At 69.6% G+C, this 17,714-nt stretch carries 17 protein-coding genes and 1 tRNA gene; 11 read left to right on the forward strand and 7 right to left on the reverse strand.

Translation table 11 applies throughout. The features are described 5' to 3' along the window. Positions 1–75: 75 nt before the first annotated feature. On the reverse strand, positions 76–1,071 hold the full coding sequence (locus ACFY9N_RS13220; RefSeq protein WP_391479156.1) for a hypothetical protein: 996 nt from the start codon (positions 1,069–1,071) through the stop codon (positions 76–78). A 91-nt stretch (positions 1,072–1,162) separates the two neighbouring features. Then, the gene (locus ACFY9N_RS13225; protein WP_391479158.1) at positions 1,163–1,855 is read right to left on the reverse strand and encodes an NTP transferase domain-containing protein; all 693 of its coding nucleotides are present in this window, start codon (positions 1,853–1,855) and stop codon (positions 1,163–1,165) included. A gap of 240 nt (positions 1,856–2,095) precedes the next feature. Here ACFY9N_RS13225 and ACFY9N_RS13230 point away from each other — a divergent pair, with 240 nt between their 5' ends. The 3 genes from ACFY9N_RS13230 to ACFY9N_RS13240 are packed head-to-tail and all read left to right on the forward strand — an operon-like array spanning position 2,096 to position 5,680. Beyond that, the gene (locus ACFY9N_RS13230; RefSeq protein ID WP_391479159.1) at positions 2,096–3,838 is read left to right on the forward strand and encodes an ABC transporter ATP-binding protein; all 1,743 of its coding nucleotides are present in this window, start codon (positions 2,096–2,098) and stop codon (positions 3,836–3,838) included. After that, positions 3,814–5,373 carry a hypothetical protein gene (locus ACFY9N_RS13235; RefSeq protein ID WP_391479161.1) on the forward strand — a complete coding sequence of 520 codons (1,560 nt, stop codon included), beginning with the start codon at positions 3,814–3,816 and terminating at the stop codon, positions 5,371–5,373. Before ACFY9N_RS13230 ends, ACFY9N_RS13235 begins: the two co-directional genes overlap by 25 nt. 40 nt (positions 5,374–5,413) lie before the next feature. Further along, on the forward strand, positions 5,414–5,680 hold the full coding sequence (locus tag ACFY9N_RS13240) for a DUF3039 domain-containing protein (RefSeq protein WP_391479162.1): 267 nt from the start codon (positions 5,414–5,416) through the stop codon (positions 5,678–5,680). 16 nt (positions 5,681–5,696) lie between these two features. Here the strand turns inward: ACFY9N_RS13240 and ACFY9N_RS13245 are convergent, their stop codons facing one another. Then, positions 5,697–7,022 carry a nicotinate phosphoribosyltransferase gene (locus ACFY9N_RS13245; protein ID WP_391479163.1) on the reverse strand — a complete coding sequence of 442 codons (1,326 nt, stop codon included), beginning with the start codon at positions 7,020–7,022 and terminating at the stop codon, positions 5,697–5,699. 62 nt (positions 7,023–7,084) lie between these two features. Between ACFY9N_RS13245 and murI the strand changes: the two genes are divergently transcribed. The 4 genes from murI (at position 7,085) to ACFY9N_RS13265 (ending at position 10,306) form a co-directional block, all read left to right on the forward strand. Next, positions 7,085–7,921 (forward strand): glutamate racemase, encoded by an 837-nt coding sequence (murI, locus tag ACFY9N_RS13250; protein ID WP_391479165.1) that lies wholly within the window; start codon positions 7,085–7,087, stop codon positions 7,919–7,921. 32 nt (positions 7,922–7,953) lie between these two features. Further along, positions 7,954–8,691: a ribonuclease PH gene (gene rph / locus ACFY9N_RS13255; RefSeq protein ID WP_247624797.1), complete on the forward strand. Its 738-nt coding sequence runs from the start codon at positions 7,954–7,956 to the stop codon at positions 8,689–8,691. Positions 8,692–8,693: 2 nt separating this feature from the next. Continuing rightward, positions 8,694–9,287, forward strand: a complete 594-nt coding sequence (gene rdgB / locus ACFY9N_RS13260; protein ID WP_391479166.1) for an RdgB/HAM1 family non-canonical purine NTP pyrophosphatase — start codon at positions 8,694–8,696, stop codon at positions 9,285–9,287. Positions 9,288–9,385: 98 nt separating this feature from the next. After that, a complete protein-coding gene (locus tag ACFY9N_RS13265; protein WP_391479168.1) occupies positions 9,386–10,306 on the forward strand; it encodes a cation diffusion facilitator family transporter in 921 nt (306 codons plus the stop codon). Positions 10,307–10,308: 2 nt separating this feature from the next. Here the strand turns inward: ACFY9N_RS13265 and ligD are convergent, their stop codons facing one another. Then, a complete protein-coding gene (gene ligD, locus ACFY9N_RS13270) occupies positions 10,309–12,276 on the reverse strand; it encodes a non-homologous end-joining DNA ligase (protein WP_391479169.1) in 1,968 nt (655 codons plus the stop codon). Positions 12,277–12,333: 57 nt separating this feature from the next. On the opposite strand from ligD, the gene ACFY9N_RS13275 reads away from it, so the two are divergent. Next, positions 12,334–13,233 carry a Ku protein gene (locus ACFY9N_RS13275; RefSeq protein WP_391479171.1) on the forward strand — a complete coding sequence of 300 codons (900 nt, stop codon included), beginning with the start codon at positions 12,334–12,336 and terminating at the stop codon, positions 13,231–13,233. 6 nt (positions 13,234–13,239) lie between these two features. On the opposite strand, the gene ACFY9N_RS13280 is transcribed toward ACFY9N_RS13275, so the two are convergent. The 3 genes from ACFY9N_RS13280 to ACFY9N_RS13290 all read right to left on the reverse strand — a co-directional run bounded on the left by ACFY9N_RS13280 (position 13,240) and on the right by ACFY9N_RS13290 (position 14,649). Then, a complete protein-coding gene (locus ACFY9N_RS13280; RefSeq protein ID WP_391479172.1) occupies positions 13,240–14,013 on the reverse strand; it encodes a DedA family protein in 774 nt (257 codons plus the stop codon). 66 nt (positions 14,014–14,079) lie between these two features. Further along, a tRNA-Leu gene (locus ACFY9N_RS13285) sits at positions 14,080–14,161 on the reverse strand. 14 nt (positions 14,162–14,175) lie between these two features. Further along, positions 14,176–14,649 carry a DUF6389 family protein gene (locus tag ACFY9N_RS13290; RefSeq protein WP_391479173.1) on the reverse strand — a complete coding sequence of 158 codons (474 nt, stop codon included), beginning with the start codon at positions 14,647–14,649 and terminating at the stop codon, positions 14,176–14,178. 96 nt (positions 14,650–14,745) lie between these two features. On the opposite strand from ACFY9N_RS13290, the gene ACFY9N_RS13295 reads away from it, so the two are divergent. The 3 genes from ACFY9N_RS13295 to ACFY9N_RS13305 are packed head-to-tail and all read left to right on the forward strand — an operon-like array spanning position 14,746 to position 17,704. Further along, positions 14,746–15,915 carry a CpaF family protein gene (locus tag ACFY9N_RS13295; protein ID WP_391479175.1) on the forward strand — a complete coding sequence of 390 codons (1,170 nt, stop codon included), beginning with the start codon at positions 14,746–14,748 and terminating at the stop codon, positions 15,913–15,915. Then, entirely contained in the window at positions 15,912–16,769 is an 858-nt protein-coding gene (locus ACFY9N_RS13300; RefSeq protein WP_391479176.1) for a type II secretion system F family protein, read from the forward strand. Before ACFY9N_RS13295 ends, ACFY9N_RS13300 begins: the two co-directional genes overlap by 4 nt. Beyond that, complete coding sequence (locus tag ACFY9N_RS13305; RefSeq protein WP_391479177.1) at positions 16,766–17,704, forward strand: type II secretion system F family protein; 939 nt, start codon at positions 16,766–16,768, stop codon at positions 17,702–17,704. The genes ACFY9N_RS13300 and ACFY9N_RS13305 overlap by 4 nt, the downstream gene beginning before the upstream one ends. Positions 17,705–17,714 lie beyond the last annotated feature (10 nt).

Below are 17,714 nucleotides of genomic sequence, written 5' to 3' on the forward strand. Positions count from 1 at the left end.
GTCGCCACGGCCCGGCCTGTTGGATGCTCGCCACAACGGGTGGCCCGATCCTTTGGTGAGGTGCTCTCTGTCCGTTCAGCGCGGCGCACCGTCGGAGCTCGAGTTCCCGGGGAGTTCATGCCCACCGCGCGCGGTGGAATCGGACTCGATCTCCCCGTTCGTGCGGGTGCGGATGCGGCGGCTGGTCAACTCGCCGACCTTGCGTCCCGCCCACCCCACTCCGCGCGCGGCGGTGCCGGCCGCACCCGCCACCGCGGAACCCGCATAGCGCGCCCCGCGGAGCATGCGGAGCTCGACCTTCTCGGCGCCGGGGACGGGTTCGAGCTCACGCGGCAGATCAAGGGGAGCGGCACCGAACGCGCGGTGCGAGGTGGTCAGCACGCGCCTCCCGAGGATGTGGTTGCCCGCTCCGCCGATCGCCGCGCCGACACCGAAGGGCAGGGCCTTGCCCAGGAACGAGGCGCCGCCCCGCGCCGCGAACTGCTTCACGAACATGCTCTTGAGCTGGTCGACGAGCGGGCCCACGGCGGCGCGGGGGAGCGACTTCGTCACGAGCTCGCCCCAATAGGCGTTGCGCGTGCCGCTGCGGCCAGCGACCTGTCCGGCGAGCTGGCCGACCAGGTCGACGCCCTCCTTGCCGAGCATCAGGGTCATCACGAGTGCCCGAGCACGATCGGGGTTGGCGACGGCGATGCCGTGCACCTCGGCGACGGATTGCGCGAAGAGCGCGGTCGATTCGACGAAGCCGACCGTCTCGACGCCGGAGAGCGCGAGCGTCACGCCGGTTCCGATCCCCGGGACCACGGCGGTGGCGCCGACCGCCGCGCCTCCGGTGGTGACGGCGGCGAGGTATCGGCGTTCGAGGATCCGCACGATCTCAGCGGGTGTGGCGTGCGGGTTGCGCAGGCGGATGCTGCGGATGTGCGCGAGCACCAGGGGGCGCTGGATCGAGAGCACGCGATCGAGACCGCGCACGACGAACGGATGCTCGCTCGATCCCGTCGGGGGGATGCCCTTGTCCCACGGGGCGTCGTCCGGGAGGGAGTGGATCTTGTGCACCTTCGGGGCCATGCCACGATCCTAGGAACGGTGACCGCGAAAACGCCGGGAGCCGCACCCTCAGAGGGTGCGGCTCCCGGCGTCGTTGCAGAGGCTCAGACGGTCAGACGAAGAGGTTCGCCCGCTCGAGGTCCTCGGCGAAGTCGACCTCGACCGCGTACAGGTCGGAGACGTCCATCGGCTCGAGCAGCAGGCCGTCTTCGGCGATCGCGAGCTCGAGGCCTCGCTCGAAGTAGTCCTGGTCGTCGACGCGCTGCAGCTGGCGCATGAACGCCTTCTTCTGCGTCGACGAGATGTAGTTGATACCCACGGCCTCGCCGAGACCGCCGGTGACGGTCTTCGACAGCTCCTTGATGAAGCCCTCGGCCGTGACCGTGTACTTCACCTCTTCGTCGCTGACCTTGGAGGTGTTGACCGTGACGAACGACTGGTCGCGCTCGATGTAGGCGGCCGCGCGGCCGAGGATCATCGGGTCGAAGACGACGTCGCCGTTCATCCACAGCACGCCGCCGCGACCGGTCGCGGCGAGGGCGCGCAGGAGGCTCTTCGAGGTGTTGGTCTCGTCGTAGCGCTCGTTGTGCACGTAGTTGGCCGAGGGGAAGGCCTCGATGATGGTCTCGGCGCGGTAGCCGACCACGGTGGTGATGCGCGCGTCGGTGCCGAAGGCGGCGCGGATGTTGTCATGCTGCTGGCGCATGATCGTGCGGCCGTCGCCGAGTTCGGTGAGCGGCTTGGGCAGCGAACGGCCCAGGCGCGAGCCCATGCCGGCTGCGAGGATGACGGTCTGAAGAGTCACGAGTGCTCCTTTGGAAGGTGTGTTCATGGCCGGTTAACCAGCCGGACACTTCGTCGTGCCGCGTTCATGCTAGCGATGGACCCTGGGAAACACCGGGTCTCGAGGCTCCCGTTGCCGTTTCGTGACCCAGTCCACACCGTATACCCAGGGTCGACGTCGGGGAAGACTGACGGGTGATTGTCAGGGTGAATGTTGCGCTCGACCCTGGGGATGTCTGCTCGCGTTGATACCGTAGAACCCGTGACTGCTTCCCCCGACGACCGCCCCGAAAAGGCGGAAGACCCCACGACCGAATCGAAGGCGACCCCGGAGAAGCGGACGGCGACGTCGAAGCGGGCATCCGCGTCTTCCTCCGCGGCGAAGAAGGCCTCCACGGCGCGTAAGCCCGCCGCGTCGAAGACCTCCGCCGCGCGCACATCGGCGAAGCGTCCGGCCGCTACGAAGGCCGCGGCGGAGAAGGCGGCCACGGACACCGACGTCGTCATCGAGCCCGTCGCCACGACGGGAACGGCGGGGAAGAAGGCGCCTGCGCGCCCGGCGACCGCGGCACGGACGACGGGGACGCGCGCACCCGCGAAGACGACTGCGGCGAAGACGACCGCGGCGAAGGCGACTACCGCAGCGAAGACGACTACCGCAGCGAAGACGACTACCGCGGTGAAGACGGCGACCGCGAAGAAGACGACCGCCGCGAGCACGACGGCTGCGAAGACCACGGCCGCCAAGACCGCTGCCGCGGCGAAGTCCACTGCTGCGAAGACCGCCGCGGCGAAGACGGCGGCGGCGAAGTCCACTGCCGCGAAGACCGCCGCGGCCAAGACCGCGGCCACGAAAGCACAGGCGGCGAAGTCGACGGCTCGCACCGCCGCATCCCGTGCGGCATCGACCCGCACGACGGCCGCGAAGACGGCTGCCGCGAAGACCGCCGCTGCCAAGGCTGCGGCAGCGCAGGCCGCCGAGGTCGCCGAACCGAAGGCGCAGGCTCCCGTCACGATCGAGCCGACACGGATCGACCCGGCCGAGGCCGTGGTCGACACGGTCGCGGTCGAGGAGCCCGTCGGCGTCGAAGAGGTCGGCGTCGAGGAGGTGATCGTCGAGGAGGCGACCGTCGAAAAGCCGATCGTCGACACCGCGGCCGTCGAGTCCGCGGCCGTGGAGCCTGCGGCCACGGTGTCCGATGCACCCGCCGCCGCTTCCCAGCCACCCGCCCCCGCCGCCTCGGATGCCGAGGCGCTGCACATTCGCGGACTCGTGAAGCACTTCGGTGACAATCGCGCCGTGCACGGCATCGACCTGTCCGTGCCGGCGGGCTCCTTCTACGGAATCGTCGGACCCAACGGAGCGGGGAAGACGACGACCCTGTCGATCATCGCGGGGCTGCTGCGCGCCGATGCCGGAAGCGTCGTGATCTGCGGCATCGACCAGGCGAAGAACTCCCAGGCGGCGAAGCGGGTGATGGGTGTCCTCCCCGATCGCCTGCGCACGTTCGACCGCCTCACCGGTCGCCAGCTCCTCTACTACTACGGCCTCCTGCGGGGCCTCGCCTCCGACGTGATCGAGAAGCGCGTCGCGGATCTCGCGCGCGCCTTCGACCTGGGTGATGCGCTCGGGCGCGTGGTCTCGGACTACTCGGCGGGTATGACGAAGAAGGTGATGCTCGCGGGCGCGATGATCCATTCGCCGCGCGTGCTCGTGCTCGACGAGCCCTTCGAGTCGGTCGACCCCGTCTCTTCCGCCGTGATCCTCGACATCCTGCGGGCGTACGTCGCGCACGGCGGAACCGTCATCCTCTCGAGCCACGGAATGGATCTCGTGGAGCGGGTGTGCTCGCGGGTCGCGATCATCGTCGACGGCGAGGTGCTCGCCGAGGGGACGATCGACGAGGTGCGGGCGGGCCAGACGCTCGAAGCGCGCTTCGTCGAGCTCTCCGGCGGTATCGGAGAGGTGGAGGGGCTCGAGTGGCTGCACACGTTCTCCGACTGAGGCTCGCCCTTCTGCTCGGATCGCTGCGTGGCGAGCGCCGGGCGCGGTCGATCCTGTCCTTCCTCGTGGTCGTGGCGATCACGGCCGTCGTGTGCACGTCGGTGCTCAGCCTGGCGGACGCACCGCTCGGAGTCGCCCGCACGGTCACCGTGCTCGGTGGCGCCGCGATCCTGCTCGGCTTCCTCATCGGCCCGATCCTCGTGGGGGCCGCGGATCAGCTCGACCCTCGCCGCTTCGCCGTGTTCGGCGTCGACGAGCGGCAGATGCCGTGGATCCTCGTCGTCGCCTCCCTGATCAGCGTGCCGAGCCTGGCTCTCCTGGCCGTTTATCTCAGCGTCGGCATCGTGGCCCTTCGGCTCGGCACACCGTGGCCGCTCGTGGTCGGCATGACGCTCGCGGGAATCATCAGCACCGTGCTCGTGGCACGCATCGGGATGGCGATCAACGCCCTCCTGCTCCCCGAGCGGCGCTCGCGCGAGCTCACCGCGCTGTTCGTGCTCGCCCTGCTCGTCGTCGCGTTCCCGGTCGCCGTGTTCCTCGCATCGTTCCGCTGGGACGGCGAGGTGCCGGCATCCCTGATCTCCCTGACGGGCGTGATCTCGCTCACTCCGCTCGGAGCGGCGCCCGGCGCGCTGTTCCAGGCGCCCGAGAGTTCTACGGCGTGGCTCGTCGTCCTCATCGCCGTCGCGACCCTCGCTGCACTCTGGGCGGTGTGGGAGTGGCTCGTCCGCCGTCTGCTGACGACGACCGAGCGGCCCGTGGCCGCGCGAGAGCGCACCGGTCTCGGGTGGTTCGCCCTCCTGCCGTCGACCGCCTTCGGGGCGATCGCCTCCCGCAGCCTCGTGTACTGGCTCCGTGACCGCCGGTACATCGTCAACGTGATCGTCGTGCCGGTCGCCGGAGTCCTCACCGTGCTTCCGTTGCTGGTCGCCGGGGTGCCGCTAGAGATCGCGGCCCTGGTGCCGGTCCCGGTCATGGCGCTGTTCTTCGGGTGGTTGCCGCACAACGACGTCGCCTACGACTCGACGGCCCTGTGGACGCACGTCGCCAGCGGTGTGCGCGGCCTGCCCGATCGACTCGGCCGACTGGTTCCGGTTCTGCTCGTCTCGGTTCCGGTCCTGGCGATCGCCGTTCCGCTCACGCTCGTCGTCATCGACGACTGGCACCTGCTGCTGCCGCTGATCGGCCTCGGATCCAGTCTCCTGCTGTCGGCTCTCGGCCTGTCGAGCATCGTGTCGGTGGTCGCGCCGTACGCGGTCTCGCGTCCGGGCGACAGCCCCTTCCAGCAGCCGCAGCGTCCGACGTCGCGTGGTGCTTACGGCCCGGCCATCGCCTTCCTCGGAGCGATCCTCGTGAGCGGCCCGGTGATCTGGCTCTTCGCCTCGAACCTCCTGTCGGGGGAGCAGCAGGCACTGACGACGTTCTGGGCAGGTCTCGGCACCGGCGTGGGTGTGTTCGTCATCGGAGCGGTCGTCGGCGGCCTCATCTTCGAGCGCAGCGGTGAACGCCTCATGGAGTTCGTCGAGACCGCGTGACGCCGCCCCGCGCACGCCTGCACGCGGCTAGACTCACGGGATGAGTACTCCGCTGGACAGCCCCGATCAGGGCGGCGTGGCAACGCTTGATCGCGAACTGGAAGAGCTCCTCCGAGAGGAGAACCTCGAGCCGGGCGACCACGAGCGTTTCTCGCACTACGTCAAGAAGGACAAGATCCTCGAGTCGGCGATCACCGGCAAGCCGGTCCGCGCACTCTGCGGCAAGAGGTGGACGCCGGGGCGCGACCCCGAGAAGTTCCCGATCTGCCCGACGTGCAAGGAGATCTACGAGTCGATGACGCGCTGAGCGTGCATGGGCGACCTCACTCCACGTCGGTGTAGACGGTGGGGATCGCCGGGTCGGACTTGCTGAGCGCGAGCGCGCGCACCGGCAATTCTTCGCGGACGCGGAGGTGGTGCTCGCGGGCGGATGCCGTGCCCTCAGCGCCTTCGTGCGCGGAGTCGATCTCGCCGTTGTCGATGAACGTGACCTGGAGAGGTCGCCCCTCGACGGCGGACGCGGGCGCGTCGAGCTCCTCGAAACCGTCGGCGACCAGAACCTGCTCCGCAGTGGCGACGCCGTCGTCGAGGCGCCGGAACGCGGCCTTGCGTCCGCCGTGCGATGCCTTGTCGGCGGAAGCCTTGGCGACTCCGATCCAGGAGCCGGCGGCATCCTGTCGGGCGACGAGCTTATAGACCATGCTCGCGGTCGGATACCCCGATCCCGTCACCACCGACGTCCCCACGCCGTAGGCGTCGACCGGCGACGCGGCGAGGGCCGCGATGGCGTACTCGTCGAGGTCGCTCGTCACCGTGATGCGGGTCGCGGTCGCTCCGAGACCGTCGAGTTGCTCGCGCACGGCGGCCGCCACGATCGGCAGGTCGCCGGAGTCGATGCGCACCCCGCCGAGGCCGGTCCCGGCGACCCGGATCGCCGTCTCGACCCCGGTGCGGATGTCGTAGGTGTCGACGAGCAGGGTGGTATCCGTTCCGAGGCTGTCGATCTGCGAGCGGAACGCCTCCTCCTCGCTGTCGTGCAGCAGGGTCCAGGAGTGCGCGGCCGTACCCATGGTCGGGATGCCCCACGCGCGCCCGGCTTCGAGGTTGCTCGTCGACCGGAAGCCGGCGATGTACGCGGCGCGGGCGGCGGCGACGGCCGACCGCTCGGCGGCTCGGCGCGATCCCATCTCCGCGAGGGGGCGCTCGCCGGCCGCGATGCTCATGCGCGAGGCGGCCGTGGCGACGGCCGAGTCGTGGTTGAGCACGCTCAGCGCCAGCGTCTCGAGAACGACGGCATCCGCGAAGCTGCCCTCGACCGTGAGGATGGGGGAGCCGGGGAAGTACAGCTCGCCCTCGCGATAGCCGCGGATGGACCCCGTGAACCGATAGTCCTCGAGGTAGCGGAGCGAGGCCGCATCGACCACGTCGTTGTCGCGGAGGAAGCGCAACTCGTCGTCGCCGAAGCGGAAGTCGCGCACCAGGCTGAGCAGGCGCCCGGTGCCGGCGACGACCCCGAACCGGCGTCCGCCCGACAGGCGGCGGGAGAAGAGCTCGAACACGCTCGGGCGCGAGGCCGTCCCGTCGCGCAGCGATGCGGCGAGCATCGTGAGTTCGTAGCGGTCGGTGAGCAGCGCCGTCGACGAGGTCATGCGCTCAGTTTAGTGAGCGCGTCTCACCTGCGGCCCTGTCGCCGCGACTAGGCTGGGGAGTCATGAACGACGCGCCGATCGGTATCTTCGACTCCGGTGTCGGCGGGCTCACGGTGGCGCGGGCCATCCGCGCCCAGCTGCCCCGCGAGTCGTTCGTCTACATCGGCGACACCGCCCACTCGCCGTACGGGCCGAAGCCGATCGCCGATGTGCGCCGCTACTCGCTCGAGGTGCTCGACACGCTCGTCGACCAGGGCGTGAAGATGCTCGTGATCGCCTGCAACACGGCATCCTCGGCCATGCTCCGCGATGCGCGGGAGCGGTACGACGTTCCGGTCGTCGAAGTCATCGGACCCGCCGTGCGGCGAGCCGTCTCGACGACCCGCAACGGCCGCATCGGCGTGATCGGAACCGTCGGCACGATCGGATCGCGCGCCTATCAGGACATGCTCGAGGTCAACGAGCGGTTGCAGGTGTTCACGGCGGCCTGCCCGCGCTTCGTCGAGTTCGTCGAGGCGGGTATCACCGGCACCCCGGAGGTGCTGGCGGTCGCCGAGGAGTACCTCGCGCCGCTTCGCGAGGCGGGGGTCGACACCCTCGTGCTCGGCTGCACCCACTACCCGTTCCTGCGCGGTGCCATCAGCTACGTCATGGGGGAGGGCGTCACGCTCGTCTCCAGCGACGACGAGACGGCCGGCGACGTCTACCGCCAGCTCGTCCGCGGCGACCTGCTCGCCCCGCCCGATGCGACCGCCCGGTACGTGTACGAGGCCACCGGCGACTCTGCCGCTGACTTCACCGCGCTCGCGAACCGCCTGATGGGTCGTGAGGTGCGCGACGTGCAACTCGTCCAGACCGGCGTCATCCCCCTGCCCGACTCCCTTTCCGAGCCGCGCTGAGCGGCATCCTCTCTCCGAAACGAAGGAAGCCCATGTCTGACATCGTGCGCGCCGACGGCCGCTCCACCGACCAGCTCCGCGAGGTCACGATCGAGCGCGGATGGAGCTCGCAAGCCGAGGGGTCGGCGCTGATCAGCTTCGGCGGCACGAAGGTGCTGTGCACGGCATCCTTCACCAACGGGGTGCCGCGCTGGCTCACCGGCAAGGGCAAGGGGTGGGTGACCGCCGAGTACGCCATGCTGCCGCGGGCCACGAACAGCCGCAACGACCGCGAGAGCGTGAAGGGCCGCATCGGCGGGCGCACGCACGAGATCTCCCGCCTGATCGGCCGCGCGCTGCGCGCGGTGGTCGACACCAAGGCGCTCGGTGAGAACACGATCGTGATCGACTGCGACGTGCTCCAGGCCGACGGGGGGACCCGCACCGCCGCGATCACGGGCGCGTACGTCGCACTCGCCGACGCGATCGAGTGGGGACGCGAGAAGAAGTTCATCGGCCGTAACTCCACTCCGCTGCTCGACTCGGTCGCCGCTGTATCGGTCGGCATCATCGACGGTGAGCCCATGCTCGATCTGGCATACGTCGAGGACGTCCGTGCGGAGACCGACATGAACGTCGTCGTCACCGGCCGCGGACTCTTCGTGGAGGTGCAGGGAACCGCCGAGGGCGCGCCCTTCGACAAGCGCGAGCTCGACGCGCTGCTCCAGCTCGGCGTCGACGGGTGCGCGACCCTCACCGAACGGCAGATCGCCGCGCTGGCGGCGGAGTGAGCATGAAGGTCGTCCTGGCGACGCACAACCCGCACAAGGTCGCCGAGTTCCAGCAGATCGTCGCCCGGGTGCGCCCCGATCTCGAGGTGGTCGGCTACGACGGCCCTGAACCAGTCGAGGACGGCGTGACCTTCGCCGAGAACGCCCTGATCAAGGCGCGTGCCGCAGCCGCGCACACCGGCCTCGCCGCCCTCGCCGACGACTCGGGGATCTGCGTCGACGTGCTCGGCGGATCTCCGGGGGTGTTCTCGGCGTACTGGGCGGGGCAGAAGAAGGATGCTGTCGCCAACCTCGAACTTCTGCTCGATCAGCTGCGCGACATCGCTGACCCGCACCGCGCCGCGCACTTCACTTCGACCATCGCGCTGGTCTCGCCCGACGGCACGGAGGAGGTCGTCACCGGCATCTGGCCCGGGCGACTCGCGCACACCGCTTCCGGCGGGGGCGGGTTCGGGTACGACCCGATCTTCATCCCCGACGGTCAGCCGGCGGGAGAGGCGCGCTCGGTCGGCGACTTCACCGACGACGAGAAGCAGTCGCAGTCGCATCGTGCCCGCGCGTTCGAGGAGCTGGCGCCGCTGCTCGCCGACCTCTGAGCGCCCCACGAGGAGCGGGTGATGAGACTGGTTCTCGTTACCCTTCCCGACTAGGGAAATCGCGCCTGAACGGCTGATTCCGCCTCTAGCCTTGAGGTATGCACGATCACGCTCCCGCCGCCGGCGGCATCCGTTCCGCGGGCCACAAGCGCCTTCTGACCATCTCGCTGTGCCTCACCGCGACGATCATGGTGGTGCAGGTGGTCGGGGCGCTGCTGACCGGTTCGCTGGCGCTCCTGGCCGATGCCGCGCACATGTTCACGGATGCCTCCGCGCTCGTGATCGCGCTCATCGCCGCGGCGGTCGCCGCGCGCCCCGCCGATGACCGACGCACGTTCGGGTATCAGCGCGCCGAGGTCTTCGGTGCGCTCATCAACGCGATCATCCTCATCCTTCTCGCGGGCTGGGTGGGGTTCGAGGCGGTCGGACGACTTCTCGACCCGGGCGAGGTCGAGGTCGCCGGACCGCTGATGCTCGCGGTCGCGGTGGTCGGACTCCTGGCGAACGCGGTCTCGATGTGGCTGCTCAGCCGCGCCCAGCGCACGAGCATCAACGTGCGCGGGGCGTACCTCGAGGTGATGGGTGATCTGATCGGGTCGGCGGCCGTGATCGTCGCGGCGATCGTGATCGTGGCGACCGGGTGGATGCCGGCGGATGCCATCGCCTCGATGTTCATCGCGATCCTCATCATCCCGCGGGCGATCTCGCTGCTGCGCGAGGTGTTCTCTGTGCTCTCCGAGTCGGCGCCGAAGGGGATGGCCGTGGCCGACATCCGCATGCACCTGCTCGGCTACGACGGAGTGGTCGGTGTGCACGACGTGCACGTGTGGCAACTGACCCGCGGCGCTCCGGTCTTCAGCGCTCACGTGCTGGTCGACCCGGCGGTGATCGCCGACGGCCGATCTGCCCGGCTGCTCTCCGAGATGCAGGGGTGCCTCGCCGAGCATTTCGACGTCGAGCACTCGACGTTCCAGATCGAACCGGCCGAGCAGTCGGACTGCGAACCGCATCACGCCTGAGGTCAGCTCTCGCGCACGACCTCGTCGGGCGACTTGTCCGGCCGCAGCCCGCGCCAGCGCGCATGCCGCAGGATGCCGTCGGGTGTCCAGTTCGCGAACTCCACCTCGCCGACCAGTTCCGGGTGCACCCAGAGCGCGTCGGAAGCGTCGGGGGCCGGGACGCCGTCGAGAGGCGCGGTCCTCGTGCGCAGCGGCTCGAGGGAGCTGAGGAGGTCGTGCAGGATGCGATCGGTGAATCCGGTGCCGACACGGCCGACGTAGCGCAGAGGCGAGCCGGGGGAGTCGTGCACCGCGAGCAGGAGCGAACCGAGCGTGCGTTCGCGATCGCCCTTGCCCGGACGGATGCCGACGATCACCGTCTCCTGCATCCGGGTGTGCTTGAGCTTGAGCCACGAGGGCGAGCGCGTGCCCGCTCGGTAGCGCGAGTCGCGGTCCTTGACGACGACTCCCTCGAGTCCGAAGTCGTCGCTGGCGGCGAGGGCGGCATCGACATCGTCGAACACCGGCGGGATCCGTACCGGTGCATCGAGATCGGTGATCAGGTCGTCGAGCAGGGTGCGCCGCTGGTGCAGGGGCAGGGCGGTGAGGTCGTGACCGTCGAGACGTAGCAGGTCGAACAGCATGTACACGATGGGCGTGCGCACCACCTCGCGTTCGATCTCGCGAGCCCGCGTGAGGTGCATGCGGTCCTGCAACCGCGAGAAGCTCGGGCGGCCGTCGTGGTCGAAGGCGACGATCTCGCCGTCGACGACCGCGTCCGCCGCGGGCAGGAACGGGGCGCCGTCGCTCGTAAGCTCGGGGTAGCGCGCCGTGATGTCGGTGCCGCGGCGAGCATGCAGGCGCATCCGCCCGTTCTCCCAGGTCCCGAGAGCGCGGATGCCGTCCCACTTCACCTCCGCCCAGGCGGGGTCACCGAGGCGGCGGGCGAGTGCGGGGGTGCCGTGCTCGGCGAGCATCGGCTCGAACGCCGGGCGCGTCGCCTCCGCGTCGATTGTGACGGGCGAGGCACCGCGGCTACGGTGCCGACGTCGCTCGGCCTTGGCTGCAGACGGTGTGGTGGGCGCGCTCGGGGCCGGGGCATCCGTGGGGTGCAGCACCGTCATCGGGTCGATCCCGGATGCCGCTCGCTCCAGCACCTCGTCGAGGTCGAGTTGCGCGAGATCGGGGTCGTCGAGTTCGTCCCAGGTGCGCGGAGCGGCCACCCACGGCCGTGCGCGGCCGCGGAGCGAGTACGGCGAGATCGTCGTCTTCTTGCCGTTGTTCTGACTCCAGTCGAGGAAGACGCGGCCGCCCCGCACCGCCTTCGACATGGTTGCGGTCGCGAGGTCGGGGTGTTCGTTCTCGATGAGTCGCGCGAGTTCCTTGACGACCATCGAGACCTCGGCGCTCGTCTGCTCGCCCGGAAGCGCCGCATAGAGATGGATGCCCTTGCTGCCGCTCGTCACCGGGATCGGATCGAGCCCCATCCCGGTGAGGATGCCGCGGGCGAGCCGAGCGACGACCGCGCACTGGGCGAGGCCCACGCCGGGGCCGGGATCGAGGTCGAGCACCAGACGGTCGGGGTGCCCGGGAAGCCCATCGGCCCCGAACCGCCACTGCGGCACGTGCAGTTCGATCGCGGCCACCTGCGCCAGCCAGACCAGGGTGGGAACCTCTTCGACCAGCGGGTACTCCTTCGGGCCGTCGGAGTGCGCGATCGCCTGACGGGGGATCCACTCGGGCGCGCCGCGCTCGAGCTGCTTCGTGAAGAAGGCGTCGGCCGGAGCATCTGTCGTTCCGACCCCCTCGACCCAGCGCTTGCGCGTGACGGGCCGGCCGGCGAGAAGGGGGAGGAGCTGCGGGGCGATGGCCGTGTAGTAGGCGAAGATCTCGCCCTTCGTCGTGCCGGTCTCGGGGTAGACGACCTTGTCGAGGTTGGTCACGCGCAGGCGTCGTGCCTCGACCTGCACGATCCGACCGTCGACGACCATGGGGCCAGCGTAGTCAAGGGCTGGCCTCGCCCGGTGCCGCTGGTGTTCACTGGGGTCATGAGAACGATCTGGAAGGGCGCGGTCACGTTCGGGCTCGTCAACGTGCCGGTGAAGGTCTATTCCGCCACCGAGGACCACGACGTGCCGCTGCATCAGGTGCACGACAAGGACGGCGGACGCATCCGTTACCAGCGCACGTGCGAGATCTGCGGCGAAACGGTCGCCTACTCCGACATCGATCGCGCATACGTCGACGAGGGGCACACCGTCGTGCTCACCAAGGACGATCTCTCCGCCCTCCCTTCCGAGAAGAGTCGCGAGATCGACGTGGTGGAGTTCGTGCCCACCGACCAGGTCGATCTGCTGACCCTCGACAAGCCGTACTACCTCGAACCGGACTCCAAGTCGCCCAAGGCCTACGTGCTGCTGCGCAAGACGCTGGAGCAGAGCGACCGCACCGCGATCGTGCGTTTCACCCTGCGCCAGAAGACCCGCCTCGCGGCGCTGCGGGTGCGCGGGGACGTGCTCGTGCTGCAGACGCTGCTCTGGGCCGACGAGGTGCGCGAGGTCGACTTCCCGGCGTTGCACGAGGACGTGTCGATCTCGAAGAAGGAGCTCGAACTGTCGGCATCGCTCGTTGAGAGCTACTCGAGCGACTTCGACCCCGAGGAGTTCGTCGACGAGTACCAGAAGGAGTTGCGCACGCTCATCGACGCCAAGATCGACGCCGGTGAGGGCTTCGACGTCGCCGACACCTTCGGCGAGTCCGACGGAGCGGACAAGGGCGGCGAGGTCATCGACCTCATGGAGGCGCTGCGAGCCAGCGTCGCGAAGTCGAAGGAACAGCGCGCGAAGGCGGCCGGAGGGGATTCCGGAGCGAAGGATGCCGACGAGAAGAAGCCGTCGGCGAAGAACACTCCGGCGAAGAAGGCACCCGCCAAGAAGAAGGCGAGCTGACGGCGGTCAGTGCTTGCCGTCGCCGTCCAGGTCGGGGGCGCGGTCGAAGACCTCGGGATCCAGCGTGAGGGCCTGCGCCTCGGTCGCGTCGGTGACGACGTCGTGCCCGGCTTCGGCCTCCTTCTTCGCCTTGTAGCGTTCGCGGAGGTAGTGCCAGAGCGTGACCAATGCCGTACCGCCGACCGCGGCGAGCAGGATCAGGTCGATGTAGCTCTCCACGAAGTGGGCGACGGGCGGGATGAAGCCGATCGCGTATCCGAACATCGTGAGGCCGAAGCCCCAGAGTACGGCGCCGATGAGGTTGTACAGCGTGTACTTGCGCCAGGGCATGTGCCCGACACCGGCGGCGACGGGCGCGAAGGTGCGCACGATCGGAACGAACCGGGCGAGGATCACGGTGATGCCGCCGAATCGCTCGAAGAACGCGTTCGTGCGCTCGACGTTCTTCTTGCTGAAGAGGCCAGACTCCTTGCGTTCGAAGACCGCCGGGCCGCCCTTGTGGCCGATCACGTAGCCGACCTCACCCCCGATGAAGGCCGAGAGACCGATCAGCAGCGCGACGAACCAGACGTTGATACCGAAGACGCCGTGTTCCGACCCCGCGAGCGGGTGGGAGAGCAGTCCCGCGATCACGAGCAGCGTGTCACCGGGAAGCAGGAAGCCGACGAGGAGCCCGGTCTCGGCGAAGACGATGAAGCACACGACGAGGAGAGCCCATGGGCCCGCTGTGCCGATGATCGTAGCCGGGTCGAGCCAGGGGATGAGCGCGGCGTGATGCATGAGGGTCCCGTCGTGGTGCGATGATGCGGCGGTCGTGCAGTCGAACGCTCGATTGCGTCCGTCTTGTGCGGAAGGTGGGACTTGAACCCACACGCCCTGAGGCACAGGAACCTAAATCCTGCGTGTCTGCCAATTCCACCACTCCCGCGCGGTGCTCACAGTCTACCGAGCGGAGGCCTCCGCTTTCCCGGGAGAATCCAGCACGGGCAGCGGGCGGGGATCGCTCGATCCGTCCGGCGACTCGACCGTCCACTCGAACGCGGCGCGATCGGCCGGCAGGAGGTCGGAGAGCCAGCTCGCGACCGTGTCGATGACCGCTTCCTGCAGTCGGTCGCGCGACCATCCCCGCGGTGCGTCGGGCACCGAGGGCTCCCAGCCGTCCTCGAGCCACGTGACGCCGAAGAGATGGCGCCGATCGCCGAGCAACGGCTCGAGCTCGAAGGCGTTGAAACCGTCGATGCGGGCCCAGACGTCGAAGGGACCCTCGGCATCATCATCGACGAACACCTCGACGATCACGTCGCGATCCCCCTGCGCTCGGGCGACATCGCCCAGGAATGCGAGCCGTTCGCGGACGTCGTCGGAGTGGGCGTCGAGGGTCGCGCGGAGAGCGTCGGCATAGCGGGAGACGGTCATCTCGCCAGTGTAGGAGGCGGCTCTTCCCGAGCGCGTTTCGTCCCCGCTGTGGATAACTTTCGAGCCGCTTCCGCGATTCTTGCGAGGATGCTCGGCGTGAATCCTCCCGCTCTCGCCGTCGCTGATCGTGTACGCCTCCGCCTGCGCAGCGAGGGGACCGACCCGTCCGTCGATCCGGACGCCGTGCGCCGGATCACCGAGTCCGAGGTGCGGCGGCACAACGACCTGGCACTCGCCCGCGGACACGCACTCATCGACGACGAGGCGCGCTCGGTCCGCGACGTGCTCGCGGCTGTCAGCGGGTACGGCGAGCTCCAACCGCTGCTCGACGATCCCGGCATCGAGGAGATCTGGGTGAACGGAGGAGACCGGGTTTTCGTCGCGCGCGGCGGGGTCGCTGAGCGCGTCGATCTGCGGCTCGGCGAGTCGGCGCTGCGCGATCTCGTCGAGCGGATGCTGCAATCCACCGGTCGCCGCGTCGACATCAGCCAGCCGTTCGTCGACGCCTCGCTGCCCGACGGGTCGCGTCTCCACGTCGCGATCGCGGACGTGGTGCGCGGCGGGTGGGCGGTGAACATCAGAAAGTTCCTCCCGGGGCATCGCACGCTCGATGCGCTGGCCGCGCAGGGGTCGCTTCCCGTCGACCTCGCCCGATTCCTGGGGGAGGAGATGCGCGCGGGGCGCAGTGTGATCGTCTCCGGGGCGACGCACGCGGGCAAGACGACGATGTTGGGCGCTCTGCTGGCCGCGTGTACCGATCTGCAGCGGATCATCACGGTCGAGGAGACGTTCGAGCTCTCGGTCGACGGGCCCGACCTGGTCGCCCTGCAGGGGCGTCAGGCGAGTCTCGAGGGTTCCGGCGAGATCACGCTCCGCCGACTCGTGAAGGAGGCTCTGCGCATGCGTCCCGATCGGCTCGTCGTCGGAGAGGTGCGTGACGCCGAGGCGCTCGACCTCGTGCTGGCGCTCAACACCGGCGTTCCGGGAGCCGCGACGGTGCACGCGAACTCCGCGGGGGACGCGCTCGACAAACTCACGATGCTGCCGCTCCTCGCCGGCCGCAACATCGATCGGGCCTTCATCGTGCCGGCGCTCGCCGCATCCGTCGACCTCGTCGTGCACTGCGTGCGCGATGCTCACGGGAGACGACGAGTGAAGGAGGTCATCGCGCCGACCGGCGAGGTGGTCGACGGCAGGATCGCCAGCCGCGTCGTCTACTCGGATCCCGTGGGCGCAGCGCTGCGGTCCCAGGGGAGCCGCTCGTGACTCTGCTCCTCGGCGCCCTCCTGGCCGCGGGAGTGCTTTTGTGCGTTTCGCCGTGGCTGTGGCCACCGGGAGCACCGACGACGACGAGCGCCCGCCGGGGGCGTCTCGCCCGGCTCGTCTCGGAGGCCGGGATCGGCGCGCTGACCCCGCGCGGGGCGCTCACGGGCATGATCGCTGCCGCGCTCGCCGCCGCGGCCGTCGCCTGGCTCGTCTCCGGACTCCCGGTTCTCGCCCTCCTCGCCGGACTCGCGGCGGGCTCGGCACCGATCGGTTACCTCCGGGGCCGCCGATTGCGATTGCGTCGTCTGCGCCGTCAACTCTGGCCGGACGTGTGCGACCTGCTCATCGCGTCGATCCGCGTCGGCCTGTCCCTTCCCGACGCGGTCGGCGCGCTCGAAGATTCCGCGCCGACGATGCTACGCCCTGCGTTCGCGGTCTTCGCGCACGACGTTCGAGCGACGGGGCGGTTCGAGACCAGCCTCGATCGCCTCAAGGACACGCTCGCCGACCCCATCGGCGACCGCATCATCGAGACGCTGCGCATGGCCCGGCAGGTGGGCGGAACGGAGCTGACCGAGGTGCTCCGCGCGCTCGCGTCGTCCGTACGTGCGGATGCCGCCCTCCGCGGTGAGGTCGAGGCGCGCCAGTCGTGGATCCGCGGGGCCGCCGTGCTCGGGGCCGTCGCACCCTGGGTGATCCTCGGACTCCTCGTGATGCGCCCGGAAGGTGCAGAGGCGTACGGCACGCCCGAGGGGGTGCTGGTGATCTGTCTCGGAGCCGTCGTGTCGACCGTCGCCTTCCGCGTGATGGTGCGGATCGGACGCCTGCCCGAACCGCGCCGGTGGTTCGGATGAACGCGGGGTCGGCGCTCGCCATCGCGACTCTGCTGGGTGGGATGTTCGGGCTCGGCGTTCTGGGCATCCTCGCCGTCGTGCCGCGCTGGGGTGCGGCATCCCTCGCCGTGCGGATCGCTCCCCATGTCCGCGACGTCGTGGACGATGCCGACCTCCCGCTCTCGGCGCTTCCGTCGATCGCTCTGCTCCCCTCGGGGAGACGCTCGCTGTGGCAGCATCTCCTCGTCCTCTTCGAGCGTGTGCTCGGCGGGGGAGATGCGCTCGCTCGCCGCATCGCGCAGTCGGGTTCGAGCGGCACCGCCTCGATGTTCCGGGCCCGCCAGCTCGGGTGGATCATCGCGGGGATCGGCGGGGGCGCGCTGGTGGTCGTCCTCCTCGTGCTCACCGGGCGGATGACCGCGCCCGTGACCGCCCTTCCGCTCCTGAGTGGAGGGGCGGCCGGAGCCCTCTACGACATGCACCTCTCCACGCGTATCAAGGCGCGGCGCACCCGCCTGACCGATGAGCTCCCGACGACGCTCGAGTTCCTCGCTCTCTGCCTGTCTGCGGGCGAAGGATTCCTCGACGCTCTGCGACGGGTGTCGTCGGTCGGGTCGGGGGAGCTCACCGGTGAGTTCCGGCAGGTCGTCCTCGCGGTCGGCACCGGGTCCCCGCTGGCCGAGGCGCTGAGCGAGACGGCCGCGCGACTCCAACTGCCCGGCCTCTCCCGTGCGATCGATCAGGTGATCGCTGCGCTCGAACACGGCGCGCCCCTCGCCGCTGTCCTGCAGGCGCAGGCGGGCGATGCCCGCGAGGACGCCAAGCGGAACCTCATCGAGCAGGCCGGGCGCAAGGAGATCCTCATGCTCCTGCCGCTCGTCTTTCTGATCCTTCCTCTGTCCGTCTTGTTCGCGATCTATCCCGGTCTCTTCATCCTCCGGCTCGGCATCGGCTGAGCGCCCACGA

Source organism: Microbacterium sp. NPDC008134, assembly GCF_042957055.1.
In the GTDB taxonomy this organism is placed as follows: domain Bacteria; phylum Actinomycetota; class Actinomycetes; order Actinomycetales; family Microbacteriaceae; genus Microbacterium.